Annotated in this window: 12 protein-coding genes and 1 pseudogene; 5 read left to right on the top strand and 8 right to left on the bottom strand. The window is 61.7% G+C overall.

Annotated features, from left to right (window positions below; genetic code table 11):
* On the bottom strand, positions 1 to 877 hold an 877-nt coding region (locus I53_RS10420; protein ID WP_043350123.1), incomplete at its 3' end, for a DEAD/DEAH box helicase.
* Positions 878 to 1,504: 627 nt separating this feature from the next.
* On the opposite strand from I53_RS10420, the pseudogene I53_RS10415 reads away from it, so the two are divergent.
* Positions 1,505 to 1,899: pseudogene (locus tag I53_RS10415) on the top strand (AAA family ATPase); the annotation flags it as partial.
* 119 nt (positions 1,900 to 2,018) lie between these two features.
* On the opposite strand, the gene I53_RS10410 reads toward I53_RS10415, so the two are convergent.
* Complete coding sequence (locus I53_RS10410; protein WP_043350118.1) at positions 2,019 to 2,255, bottom strand: DUF5131 family protein; 237 nt, start codon at positions 2,253 to 2,255, stop codon at positions 2,019 to 2,021.
* A gap of 247 nt (positions 2,256 to 2,502) precedes the next feature.
* Here I53_RS10410 and I53_RS10405 point away from each other — a divergent pair, with 247 nt between their 5' ends.
* The 3 genes from I53_RS10405 to I53_RS10395 all read left to right on the top strand — a co-directional run bounded on the left by I53_RS10405 (position 2,503) and on the right by I53_RS10395 (position 4,522).
* The gene (locus I53_RS10405; RefSeq protein WP_148291113.1) at positions 2,503 to 3,501 is read left to right on the top strand and encodes a hypothetical protein; all 999 of its coding nucleotides are present in this window, start codon (positions 2,503 to 2,505) and stop codon (positions 3,499 to 3,501) included.
* 157 nt (positions 3,502 to 3,658) lie between these two features.
* On the top strand, positions 3,659 to 4,204 hold the full coding sequence (locus I53_RS10400; RefSeq protein ID WP_148291112.1) for a hypothetical protein: 546 nt from the start codon (positions 3,659 to 3,661) through the stop codon (positions 4,202 to 4,204).
* 120 nt (positions 4,205 to 4,324) lie between these two features.
* On the top strand, positions 4,325 to 4,522 hold the full coding sequence (locus I53_RS10395) for a hypothetical protein (RefSeq protein ID WP_043350112.1): 198 nt from the start codon (positions 4,325 to 4,327) through the stop codon (positions 4,520 to 4,522).
* A 3-nt stretch (positions 4,523 to 4,525) separates the two neighbouring features.
* On the opposite strand, the gene I53_RS33135 is transcribed toward I53_RS10395, so the two are convergent.
* Complete coding sequence (locus I53_RS33135) at positions 4,526 to 4,816, bottom strand: hypothetical protein (protein WP_148291111.1); 291 nt, start codon at positions 4,814 to 4,816, stop codon at positions 4,526 to 4,528.
* Positions 4,817 to 4,912: 96 nt separating this feature from the next.
* On the opposite strand from I53_RS33135, the gene I53_RS33130 reads away from it, so the two are divergent.
* Positions 4,913 to 5,197, top strand: coding sequence for a hypothetical protein (locus I53_RS33130; RefSeq protein WP_148291110.1), 285 nt, complete (start codon positions 4,913 to 4,915; stop codon positions 5,195 to 5,197).
* A gap of 1,617 nt (positions 5,198 to 6,814) precedes the next feature.
* Here the strand turns inward: I53_RS33130 and I53_RS33125 are convergent.
* The 5 genes from I53_RS33125 to I53_RS10385 all read right to left on the bottom strand — a co-directional run.
* Positions 6,815 to 7,096 carry a hypothetical protein gene (locus I53_RS33125; protein WP_148291109.1) on the bottom strand — a complete coding sequence of 94 codons (282 nt, stop codon included), beginning with the start codon at positions 7,094 to 7,096 and terminating at the stop codon, positions 6,815 to 6,817.
* Positions 7,097 to 7,172: 76 nt separating this feature from the next.
* Positions 7,173 to 7,319: a hypothetical protein gene (locus I53_RS33850; protein WP_159020406.1), complete on the bottom strand. Its 147-nt coding sequence runs from the start codon at positions 7,317 to 7,319 to the stop codon at positions 7,173 to 7,175.
* Between the two features lie 1,076 nt (positions 7,320 to 8,395).
* Positions 8,396 to 8,944 carry a hypothetical protein gene (locus I53_RS33115; protein ID WP_139231681.1) on the bottom strand — a complete coding sequence of 183 codons (549 nt, stop codon included), beginning with the start codon at positions 8,942 to 8,944 and terminating at the stop codon, positions 8,396 to 8,398.
* 863 nt (positions 8,945 to 9,807) lie between these two features.
* On the bottom strand, positions 9,808 to 11,907 hold the full coding sequence (locus I53_RS10390; protein WP_043350109.1) for a prolyl oligopeptidase family protein: 2,100 nt from the start codon (positions 11,905 to 11,907) through the stop codon (positions 9,808 to 9,810).
* 253 nt (positions 11,908 to 12,160) lie between these two features.
* Positions 12,161 to 12,373, bottom strand: a 213-nt coding sequence (locus I53_RS10385; RefSeq protein ID WP_187294330.1) for an SPASM domain-containing protein, incomplete at its 5' end; no start/stop codon positions are given.

Genomic DNA, 12,373 nt, shown 5'->3' with positions numbered 1-12,373 from the left:
CCTTGAAGGACGCCAGCGCCCGCTCGCGCTGCGGCTGGCTCTTGTTGCCGTGGATGGCCGCCGCCGCGATGCCGACCTTGTCGAGCCCGCGGACGACGCGGTCGGCGCCGTGCTTGGTGCGGGTGAAGACCAGGACGCGTTCGATCGCCGGATCGCGCAGGATGTGGCCGAGCAGCGCCTGCTTGGCGCCGGTGTGGACGAAGATCACCTGCTGGTCGACCCGCTCCGCCGTGGTGGCGACGGGCGTCACCGCGACCTGGACCGGATCGGTGAGATACTGCGCCGCGAGGCCGGCGATATTCTTCGGCATGGTCGCCGAGAAGAACAGGCTCTGGCGCTTCTCGGGCAGCATCTTCACGATGCGCTTGAGGGCGTGGATGAAGCCGAGGTCGAGCATCTGATCGGCTTCGTCGAGGACGAGGATCTCCACGCCGTCGAGGATCAGTGAGCGACGCTCGATCAGGTCGATCAGCCGGCCGGGGGTGGCGACGAGGATGTCGACGCCCGGCGCCAGGGCGCGCTCCTGCCGGCTGATGGTGACGCCGCCGAACACCACCGTGTTGGTGAAGGACAGGTGACGGCCGTAATCCGAGAAGGATTCGGCGATCTGGTTGGCGAGCTCGCGGGTGGGCGAGAGCACCAGCACCCGGCAGCCGCGGCGCGGCGCGCGGCGGTCCGAGAGCGAGAGGCGGTGCAGGATCGGCAGCGCGAAGGCCGCGGTCTTGCCGGTGCCGGTCTGGGCGATGCCGCAGAGGTCGCGGCCTTCCATGGCGGGCGGGATCGCCTGGGCCTGGATCGGGGTCGGCGCGACGTAGCCGGCCTCGCTGAGCGCCCGCAGCACGGGCTGGGCGAGGCCGAAATCGGTGAATTGGGTCAAGGATGTATCCGATGCAGCAGGGCCGGCCGGGCGCCTCGCGTCGCACGCGATCGATGCCGTGTTGGGGCCGGTCCGTTGGCAGGGGGCAGCCCGCGTGATGGGGCGGCCCGGGTGCATGCACGTTATGAAGAGGGGGGCCGGATCACGCCGGGAAGGCGCCCGATCCGTCACGCAGCCCCCTCAAGCGGGCCATGACGGCCGCTGACGCTGCAGCGCCGATATGCGGCTGTGCGACTGCGAAGTCAATGCAGGGCCGGGTTGCGGCGCGATCAGGCCGAGGGCCACGCGGACCGGTACCAGTGCTCCGTCGAGCCCGCGAACACGGCCGGCGATCCGGGCATGGCTCTCCGCCTCCCGCAGCGCCAGGGCGCCCGAGCTTTCGGTCGATCGGGACCGGGCCGCGATTCCGCAGAGCGGATCGGCTTACTCTGATGTTGTGTCGCAATCGGCGGCGCACCGCCCTGTCTTGCACCACATCCGGGCTGCCGCAGATCCGGGGCAACCGAAACAATGTGGTGCGGCCAAGAGGACTCGACACAGCTCTGTACGCCTTATCCGGTTGATTCTAATGGATAATTTACCACGAATCGGAACTCTGTGGGAACGCCTGTGTGAATGTGTTGTGCCATTTACCGTCTGCTGGAGATCGACCCTAAGCACGGCGGCTTCTCGCGGAATGAGGACCCCCTCTGGACTGCGATTTGCTCGTCTTGGACGAGGTGAGCATGCTCGACGTGTCGCCGATGAGCGCGCTGATGAAGGCCGTGCCCGATTACGCGGGGCTGCTGCTGGTGGGCGATGTCGATCAGTTGCTGTCGGTGGGGCAGAGGCAGGTGCTGAACGACGTGATTGCGTCCGGCACGGTGCCGGTGGTGCGGCTGACGGAGGTGTTCCAGCAGGCGTCTGAGAATCGGATCGTCGTCAACGCCCACCGCATCAACGCCGGGCAAATACCCGAGCACCCGCAGTCGGGCGAGCACGCGAACTTCTTCTTCGTCGACGTCGACGACTCGGAGGGCGTCATTCGGCCCGCGAGGGGGGGCGTCGAGGGGGTAGCCCTGGCGGCGTAGATCCGATCCGTTCGAACGAGGGGCGTGACCGGCTCATCCTCTTTTTCGGGGCCGGACTGGTGCACCTTGCTCTAGGCGGCTGCGGCTGGGTACTCGTCCCAGGTCCGCCCGTCGAGAAGCCGACCCGTGCGCGACTTTTGCGGGCCACCCCACTGTTTAAAATGGAACGCGACGCCCGTCTCCACGGGCGTGTCGCGGATTTCGCGCACCCAAGCCGAGTCGACGGGGCGCGCGCCCGGTCCGCTCTCACCGCCCGCTATCACCCAGTCGATGTGGTGTACGTGCTTCGCACCTGCGGTGCTCAGCATTTGTTGCGCAACTCGGGTTTCGGCGGAGGATGGTCTGATACCTTCTCAAATCATCCGTGAGTGGCCTTTGGATCCATCGCTACCGTCGGCCAACTCTGCCATTCGCACCCAGCCCGTTGCGCGAACTTTCGGTGGTTGGGCCCTTGAAGAGGCTCTCGCTGTCGACGAACTCACGCCTGGGTTCTTGGCGGCTTCCTGCCGTTGGGGAGCCGCTCGACGGCAAGTCGCCTTCCTCATCCTCGCAAGCTTGCGCGACGAGAATTCTGCCGACGGCGTTGCAGACCGGCTCGACGGAGCATTGCTCGAATCGGGCGTCGACGTCGACGCCGCGAGAGCCCCACGGTCCGTTGTCGGCCACGCGTTGCTCACCCTGAGGCCGCGCAAGGCCCTTCGTGCCGTGCTTGGCGGCTTCACGCCCCCCGGCCTCGCCGGGACGTTGGCCCGCCTCGGCTTCGACCCGCTACCGGCGCCAGACACTTACGCTGACATCGTCCGGCTCTTTCGATCGGACGATTCTTTCGACCGGGCCCGTGTGCGCGTGCTCGGCCAACTTGCGGGCCCGATCACCATCGGTCAGATCCAGGCGCTGACCGTCCTCGACCCGGTTCTCATACATCGGGTTGTTGTGCAGCATGTGCGCAGCCGCGACAGCGCTGAGACCCTCGCGTGCGCCGTCGCCTACCTCCGACGCTATTGCTCGTCTGCAACCGACGAAGCTCTCCGTGCGAGCCTCGACGCTTGGCCAGTCGACCGAGACATCAAGCTGTGGGTTCGTCGCTGGGCAGGCCGCTTCGACAGCGCGCCAGCCCTCGACGGCCTCGCCCAGATGATCGGTGGAGGCGCCGACATCAGGCTGCTTACCACCGGAGCCGAACTGGCGGCGGTGGAGCGACGCTACCGGCACCTTCGCAACATGTGCGGCGAGGTGTTGGCGGGACGGCACGCATACGTGGAGTACCGACCGTCGGCATCGGATGCTGACACGTTGCTCGGCGTGCTCCGCTGGACGACCCAAGGCTATATGCTCGATCGCATAGATCGCCCAGGTTACCGCCTTGGACCAGACGCTGGGATGGCGGTGCTGCGCAATCACCTGCGCGCTTCGGAAGTGATTATTCGCGGTCGTACTCCGGTGAAACCGAAGGCGCGCGTTGCGATGGCAGCGTGGCTCGGCGTCTACCCCTGGGGCCGAGACAATGACGTTGTGGAGGATGACATCCTCGACGACGTTGAGGAGCGCGCGTGATGAGGACTCACGCAGTCCACGTCGACGGCGTCGTCGACGCCAACATCGAATTGGGTGGCGCCGACACCAACGTCCGCTTGGCACACGAAGCTCGTGAGTGCCGAAGTGGAGTCTCAGTTCCACCCGTCGACGCGCACAGGCCCGAGGCGGGTGGCCGGTGAGAAGCGAAGAGCCTGCGCTCGAACCGCGCGCAACACCTTTCGTCGTCGACTTGTTGGATTTCGTCGCGGACATCCACCCGATCACATTGAAGGTGGTCTTCGTTATCGTCTTGGGCGGGCTACTCGCCGTGGCGCCGACCATCACGCGCTGGCTCATCGTCGTGTTGGTGATGCTGATCGTACCGGCTGCCCTCGATCTTCGGGGGCGCCTCACGGCCGCGAAGAGGCAACTGCGCGAAGCCGCCAAGATCGAGGCCGGAGCCTGTGCGGCTTTGCGCATTGCCATCGCCCGGGTCGACGAACTCGAAGGCGAGCTTGACGAGATTCGTCGGCGGCCGACCGGCTCAACCAATGATCCGATCTACCGACGCGTGGGGCTTGACGCGGATGCGCCCGACTACGTCGTTCAGGCGGCACGGCGCGCGCATCGGCTTGCTCTGCACCCTGACAAACATTCGCCGGAGCGGCGGCAGGCAGCGCACGAACGCTACGTCGCCGCCGAGGCTGCATTCGACGGCATCGCACGGCGCCGGGGGGCGTAAAAGACCGGATCTCACCGTGCCTCCGGTCGCAGGCCAACCGCCGAGACATTCCCAGCGGGGTCGAGCGACTGAGACGATACCGGTCGATGATACCTCATAACCTTCCCAAGGAGATCAGCTATGGCGCGCAGGCCCGTACTCGACGATCGCCGCATCCCGCTCGGATACTTGGAAGATGTTGATGGGCTCGGGCGTATCCGCGTGTTGGATGCCAAGCTGTGCGTCGTCGGCTACGTCGACACGCGAAGGGGCGAAACCCTCGATGCGCAGTACCGTGTGATCGCCAAAGGGTCTGTTCCAGGGCTGCTGTTGCGATAACGATCAGCGCCGATAGTACATCCGGGCCACTCGATCGGCTCCCTTCGCTTCATCCAGGATGCCGTCGATCTCAAATGCGGCGGCGGGGGCCACGGCGTCCCTGATGTCCCTCAGCGACGCGATCACACGCGCGGCGACCCACCGGGGCACGGCATCACGGCGATCCAGTCGACAACAATGCCGGTAGTAGTTCGGCCCTTGGCCGAGTATCAGAGTTGAAAATTCTCGTGACGTCCGCACTACACCCAGCACGCGAAGTCGTTGATAGATCTCTCGGATAAAGACGATAAACAATTGTTGCTCCTATTGATTCAATCTGTAGCCAAAATATAAATACCGTTGCAACTACGTAACTTTATTTACATGTCCAGGAACGCTATCGTGCGGCGCGTGCACCTCTACTACATCGTCAGCAGATATCTCTCAGGGATGTCCGTCGGTGACGCTATACAACTCGATCATGCCGAAGCCGTCTTCAAATGGAGCAACAGGAATCACTCGGGGCATTGCATCGACAAATTCATCGTCACTTCTCCTGTGGGATGGAAAGCCAAGATTGTCGTGCTTGCGACCTCATGGGGATACGCCGCGACCATCGAAAACTTCGATCGCGACGGTAACATGATCGCTATCGATGATTGGCTTCGCCGCGTCGCAGAGCATCACAGAAAATAGTGACAATACAGTTTTCATATTGTAAGATTTAGATCGTAGTCTGTACTACGCACCGCACATAATTCGTCCAGGAGTATCAGGCGTGCTCCGCGCCAGCACCGTGAGTACGCAGCAGGCTGAGATAGGCCGTAAGTAGCGAAAGCGGGGAGGACGACCGACCGAGACGCGCGACACTTGGCCATCAGGGGCTGTGATCGACGGCAACTCGGCGAGGGCCGCGGGCGCCTCGCGAAATCGCACCTTACAAAGAGGACGGCAGGGTCTTGTGCATTTGACCCCCGTCCACGCGCCGCCGGTGTTCTCAAGCTGGCGGCGCGGGCTCAGGAGTGATCCTGTAACCGTTGGGCATTCAATGCCGCCCGGAGTGCAAGGCGCGCGCGTGAAAGCGGCCCATAGGCCACACGCGCGCAGTCCCCGAACTTCACCATCAGGCGGGCATGCCGGGAAAGGGCGCGGGCAGACAGGCATCGGGCAACCGCCTGTCGTGTGGACATGGTGAGTCCGCCCCGCGCTTTGAGACCATGAAACCTCAGGACATGGACTTTTCCTCCCCGTCTCCGACAAATCCTGTTCGGGGACGGGGGGGAGAAAGACGTCTGGTCCTAGGACATGGAGTTGACGGAGTACTGAGGGGGAAAGCGGTCGATGATAGCCGTATCAACGCCGAGGCGTTGAGGCGGATTTCGTCGGACGCGGAGCGGGCGCGAAGACGTGCTGGCACGTCAAGCGGTCGACCCGAACACTAATCCCAGTGAATATGCCCCGAACAAGTAAATCTCCAGACGTCATAAGATCTCTAAATCTTGGAATTCGCGTCGGTGCGAATACGAGATTGGATGTGCGTACCTTACCAGTCTGGTGCTCCGCATTGACCTCTAGTTGGATCACCCATTTGCGCCAATTGCGCGATCTTTCGATCGGGGCGAATCATTCAAGATCCCCTCTGAGATGCCCGATTTTCTCGTCGTAGAGGTCTCGCGGATCGCTCTCAGCGCGATCTCGGCCGGGTATCGGACGGTTTGCCAGCCGCAGGCGGCATGAGTGACGGAAGAGGTTTGGATCAGCCACCGCAGTGCCGATCACGTCCTGCTTCGGTCCGAGGTGTCACGTCACTTCCGCCGTCGCCCAGGTATATTCTGGCGGTCATGGCACTTCGGATCGAGGATCCGGCAATGCGTGCCGAGTTCGAGGGGATGACCGTCAGAGAGTTGGTAGCGCTCGATCAGCAGGGCCCGACGTGGTCGACATTTCTCAACGCGATCAGTCATGCCGCAAGGTCCGAGCTCGCGGCTGGAAATTTCCTTGTGGCAACCAAGAGCTCTTAGATGTGATGAGCTATGCGGGAGCGATAGCCGCATGTGAGCATACCCCACGTTAGCCTTGCGGCGGGTGAGCTTGGTCAATGCCCGCAGTGAGGGGTCAACGCATCAGTTCCCGACCGTCGACGTCGACGGGATCATCGCATTCGTTCGTCGACGTCGTCGACGATCACGTAAGAGGCGCTTGGTGCCGATGGTTGAGAGTGGTTGCACTCCCACGCTTGGACCCATGCGTGGGGTCCGCAACGGGTGGCTTCTTGCCCGTCCGCTTCCGAGCAGCAATAGATTGAAGCGGACGTCAACTACGCTCCCAACCCAAAGCGATTGGCAAGGCAGTGGCGTCTCCTAGTTTTAATTCGGCCTGGAACGCTGCCAAAAAATATTGATAAACTAGGTACGGCGGCAGAAACATTAAAATCGAAATGACGACCGCGGATTTTTTAGCTGAGATATCCATCAACATGCAAATCGCAAGCAGAAATATTGCAATGAGATAGATTTTTACACCTCGAAAAATGGCAATTCCAAAACTCGGGACGTCCAAGAAGAAATCGTAGAAAAATTGATAGAAGCTAATCATTTTGCCTGCTCGATGGACCGCCGCATCAAGGTAGACGAAGATCTTGTACGTCCGCTTTCCCTCCCGCTGTAAGCAGTCATTCGATACATTTAGTCATGAACAGCCCCACATCGCAGCTGCGCTTGTTCAGGCCAGCGTGCGCTATAAAGTAGAAGAATGCGGCGAAGAACAACGCGCCTGCCAGAGCAGCGAGTGTCAATGTCCTGATGATCGATTTGAGCATCAACGGTCTCCAGCGTAGGTCCGCTTCTCGCACTAGACCGAACTTGCCAAACCGACGACGAGTGATCACTCTTATGAAGCGCCCAAAGCGATGCCGGTGGCTGAGTTGCGGCGAAAGCGGACGGTCACCTGGGGAAGAACTCTGCTAGTCCGCTTCTCAACGACAAAGCCCTCAAACGGACGTTGTCGCACCGTCTGCTCCGTGGAAGTCACTCTCGGCTTGCCTGCATCATGAACTTACTCTCGCGCCTTGCATTGTAGTATCATGGTACGATTTGGACGAAATGCCCATGTTGTAGTCAAAATAACTGGCCTCGTTTCTCGGATAGTTCGCCAAAATTCCTCGAAAAGCGGCGTAAGATCACAATCTCCATTGAAATAAAATTCGAATTTGATGTGGTCGCATTTTCCGCCCGTAACGGCGCGATCTTCAATTGGGTCGCGACAATACATAAAATCAATCAAACGATTTACGCGAAAATTTGGCCTAGGGTTGCCAAGATCACTTTGCATAATCTTTTTTTCTATAGTTACGACCTGATCGCTAAATTCACGATTGGAAACGATAGTTACTCCGTCTTTTGTAAGGCGATCTCTAATAAATTCGCTAAATCCAATGATTATGGGTTTACTGGGGAAGGTCCTGAGTTCTAGCGCTCGGCTGGCAACGAAACGTTCGCCATCGAAATTTCGCGTTTCGGAGGCTACAACGGGTATAGTGCCAGCCTCGACTGGCGATCCTGGATATAGTTCTTCCAATTCCGTGTGTGCAAAAACGTAGAGGAAGGCGGCGAAGAAAAGCACTCCAGTGAACAAGACGTGTCCAACGAGTAAAATTGACCTGACGAACGACCTCAGCACCCGCAACCTCTCAGCATAAGACCTCCACTGCCCGCCGTTAGCCAGAGTGGCCGCGTGGCAATTAATAGCGGCTTTCGGAGATCAGCATAGGCTGCTTGTATGCCCAACTTGGGCCGCCATCGGACTGGCCGCCTGGGGTGGTTTTCTGCCCGTCCGCTTTCTGACAGCGGGCGCACTGGCGCGGACGTCACATTCTCGCCTAGTCTCAAAAACGCCTTACCCACAGAGGCTCTTGTATTCTAGATCATCGCTGCTCATGCCACTTCTTTCCGGAGGTCGTTGGCCTGCAGGAGTGAACGTTACATCCTCCCCGCGGACGGAGTCTCGAGGAATTGCTTTGAGGCTAAACTGTCCGAGATACGAAAGATTTCGAATTAAATCTGCATCGAGCGAACAACGATGCGTGATAGTTCCGCTGATTACGTCTATGTCATATGCGCCAAACCGCAGGACTATATAGTAATGTGAATTTTCCTTACTGGAGAAAAGAGGCCCTCCTGACCAGTAAGGCTTTTTAAAAACTTCTTCGCCCGCTTCAGCGATTACGTTTCCGCCACGTGATATGCTGACGCGCTGGTCCATTCTCCAGTTCCAAATTACCGTAAAATTAAGATCGATGTTTGCATCAATAGGAATTGTTACTGTCCGCTCTTTTTTTGTTGAATAATGCCATGCCAAGATGCCGATAGCAGGGAGTCCTATTACCAGTGCGAATGTGATCGCGATCGGCTTGATAATGAAGCGGAAAATCTCTCTATTTGCCATTGCTATACGTTCAATTTGTGCTGTTGCGATGACCCGCGTGCTTATGTAATTTACTTCTATTATACGTTTGGTTCCATACTCTTAAGATCGTCGCAGGCAGAACGTCCTTGCCAGAAATGGATCAACATCCCCATCCCACCACGAACCGAAGTAGCTGAATGGCGGGCCATCGTCCGCTTTGGAGGAGAGCCGATGGCGTTCTAGGCGGCTGCGTTGGGTCGGAAGCGGGACGGCTGCTCAGTGGGTATTCGCGACCTTCTGTTTACGGGCAGCGCACACTTCGAACGGATTTCGAAGTAGCGTCCTCTCTCAGCATTCAGCGTAAGATGCTATCCCCCACGGCATCACTCCTTATTGGCAGAGTTGGCCGCTATAACGGCACCAATAACAATAACAGCAATTGCGCCAGGTAGCAGCGCAAAAAAAATAATAGCTCCAATCATAAGGGCAAGCTCTGTCGTCTCATGGCGGTCGTCGCATTGATGGTGCTCTTTATGCGCCGGATGTCCGCTTACCGGAAGGGGCACGGATCATGTGAATGACTTGCATGGGTCGGTAGCAGCCTCTCACGGCAGGTGCCAAGCAGTAGCTTCGGCCGCAAGAGCGGCGGCAGGAAACGGTGGATGGTGACGAAATTCTCGTCAGGATGGACGTTGCCGTCGACGACAGGTCGGTGACGTCGACGAACGAGGGACACCGGCGAGATGGCTGCCGCCATTGCGGCGATGGCCGAGTTCATAGTTTGCCGCGGGACAGGCTGACCGCTTTCAGGAGGCCCAAAGAAGGGAAGCCCAAAGAATCGGCAGCACGCCCAACTTGGTTCGGAATCAGACAAGGTGTCTGGACGAGAAGCTACCTGTCGCTCAGGCTTCCGGTAGCGCTGACGCTGACCAGCCGATCGACTGTCTCAGGAAGCTCAGCCCCAGCGCCATGAAAGCGGCGGTCTCGGCGTTGTCCTTGCCGTAGCCGTGCCCTCCAGCCGCGGGCTCGTAGAACGCTGCCGCGTACCCCAGGGCCCGCAGCTTCGCAGCCATCTTGCGCGCGTGGCCGGGATGTACCCGGTCATCCCCGCGGCTCGTCGCCAGCAGGATCGGCGGGTAGGGACGGCCCGCTTCGGCGACGTGGTAGGCCGAGATGCCGCCCAGATACGCCCAGTCGGCCGCGTCGTCCGGATCTCCGTACTCCGCGATCCAGCTCGCGCCAGCCAGGAGCTTGGCGTACCGGCGCATGTCGATCAGTGGGATCGTGCAGAACAGCGCCCCGAACCGTTCGGGAAAGCGCGTCAGCATGTTGGCGATCAGCAGTCCGCCGTTCGATCCGCCCTCCGCCGCGATCCGACCCGGCCGGGTCACGCCGCGTGATACGAGATCCGCCGCCACCGCGGCGAAGTCCTCATGCGCGCGCGCCTTACCCTCCCGGCGACCCGCCTCATGCCAGCCGGTGCCGAACTCGCCGCCGCCGCGGATGTTGGCGGTCACGGCGGTCCCACCCCGCTCAAGCCACAGCTTGCCCAGCACGCCCCGATAGACCGGCAACGTCGAAGCCCGGAAGCCGCCGTAGGCGGTGAGGTGGACCGGCGCGTCGCCGTCCGTCCCGTCCGGTCCGGTCTGCACATAGGGCACGCGCGTCCCGTCCGATGAGACCGCCTCGTGGCGCGTCACGCGCAGGCCACGCGCGTCGAAGGCCGGGGGCGTCCGACGCAGCACGGCGGGGGCGTCGAGACTGGGCGGAAAGGCCAGCAGCGTCGTGGGTGTGACGGGGTCCTGCACGGTGGCGAGCAGGCTGCCGTCAGCGGTCTCGGCGTGATCATCGAGGGGCCAGACGCCGACGGTGCCGAGCCCGGGCAGCCCAGGCAATGGCCGCCGCGTCCAGCCCTCCGGTTCCCGTTCGCAGACCGTGTAGATCGGCCGCAGGTCGTCGAGGGCGCCCACGATCAGTCGCCCAGCGGACCAGAACACCCCTTGGAGCGCCAACCTATCTCCCGGCCGCCACAGGACCTCGAACGTGCGCTCCCCCGCGAGGAAATCGGGCAGCCCGATCGTCAGGACGGTGTCGGCCGCGTGCTCCAAGCCGTCCACGATCCACGGTCGTCGCAGACGCACGGAGAGGCGGTCACGATGCAATTGCACACCCGCGTGCGTGGGCAGGTCGAGGCGCAGGCGCGGGCCTTCGCGGTCGCCGATGTGCAGGGCTGTGTCGAAGAATCCGATCTGCTCGGCGAACGTCAGCCTTTCGACTCCAGTCTGATGGTCCACACCTCCCCAGACGCCCATGCTGCGCTCGGTGGTCTCGAACACGACCGGGGCGTCGAGAGGGTCCGCGCCGCGCCGCCAGAGGCGCACGGTGCGCGCGTAGCCGGACTGCGTGGCCATGCCGGGTCCAAACGCGCTGGACAGAAGCAGCGTGTCGCGGTCGAGCCAGACCGCGCCGCCCTTGGCCTCGGGTAGGATGAAGCCGTCCGCGACGAAAGCGCGGGTCGGCAGGTCGAACTCGCGCAGGACGACGGCGTCGCCGCCGCCCCGGCTGAGGCGCAGCATCGCGCGGTCGTAGCTGTCGCGGAGGGGCACCGACCCTGACCAGACCCAATCCTCGTTCTCGCGCGCGGCGAGCGCGTCGAGGTCGAGCAGGATCTCCCAGATCGGATCGCCTGCGCGGTAGGTCGCCTCGTCGGTCCGCCTCCACAGGCCGCGGGGATGCGCGTCATCCCGCCAGAAATTGTAGAGCAAGCCGCCGCGACGGCTGACGAAAGGAATGCGGTCGGGCCGGTCGAGCAGGTCGCGGGCGAGGTCGCGGTCACGGGCGAAGGCGGCGTCGCCGTAGCGGGCCAGCGTCTCGGCGGTTCGGGCCTCGACCCAGGCGAGGGCGTCGACGCCGTCGATCTTCTCCAGCCAGAGATACGGGTCGTCGTCGGGCCGTGCGCGGGTGGGCCTTGGGTCGAACGGCGTCACGGTCGATGGGCTCATGCCCGTCACAATAATCCGAGCGCTCGTCGATCACGAGCGGGGGACGGTGCGAGCGTTAAGGTGACGCAGTGGGCGGGTGACGAGAATTTCGTCGCGGCTCAACATCACTGCCGACCGCTGGCGACGTCGTCGGCGGCGGCGGACGTCCAGCATCGGAAATACTGGCGACAGCCCCGTCGCCTGATATCGCGGGTGCCCGCCGCGTCGCGTAAAGCCCGTTGGGGCATAGCGTTTGACCCAGCGGGCGCATGGATCAGGCTGCCAGCCGAGCCTTCGCCCCATGAATCAGGTAGCTGTCAGGATCGTTGATGTCGCGGACGAACGGACACGTCCTGCAAGACGGAGGCGGGTTCGGAGAGTTCACCGACCAGCGCAGCTCTTGGTAGCGCGGGCCGTTCCAGATTTCCTCCATCGTGTTCTCATGCAGGTTGCCCATCTTCAAGCCCGGGACACAGCAGGCAAGCAC

Source organism: Methylobacterium sp. B1 (assembly GCF_000333255.1).
Taxonomy (GTDB): Bacteria; Pseudomonadota; Alphaproteobacteria; order Rhizobiales; family Beijerinckiaceae; genus Methylobacterium; species Methylobacterium fujisawaense.
This window is presented reverse-complemented; position numbering and strand designations above follow the sequence as displayed.

Bases quoted from the DNA above. Each gene is read 5' to 3' on its own strand.
- I53_RS10410 (WP_043350118.1), bottom strand. From the start codon at position 2,255: ATGCTGAGCACCGCAGGTGCGAAGCACGTACACCACATCGACTGGGTG.
- I53_RS10395 (WP_043350112.1), top strand. From the start codon at position 4,325: ATGGCGCGCAGGCCCGTACTCGACGATCGCCGCATCCCGCTCGGATAC.
- I53_RS33125 (WP_148291109.1), bottom strand. From the start codon at position 7,096: ATGATTAGCTTCTATCAATTTTTCTACGATTTCTTCTTGGACGTCCCG.
- I53_RS33850 (WP_159020406.1), bottom strand. From the start codon at position 7,319: ATGCTCAAATCGATCATCAGGACATTGACACTCGCTGCTCTGGCAGGC.
- I53_RS33115 (WP_139231681.1), bottom strand. From the start codon at position 8,944: ATGGCAAATAGAGAGATTTTCCGCTTCATTATCAAGCCGATCGCGATC.
- I53_RS10390 (WP_043350109.1), bottom strand. From the start codon at position 11,907: ATGAGCCCATCGACCGTGACGCCGTTCGACCCAAGGCCCACCCGCGCA.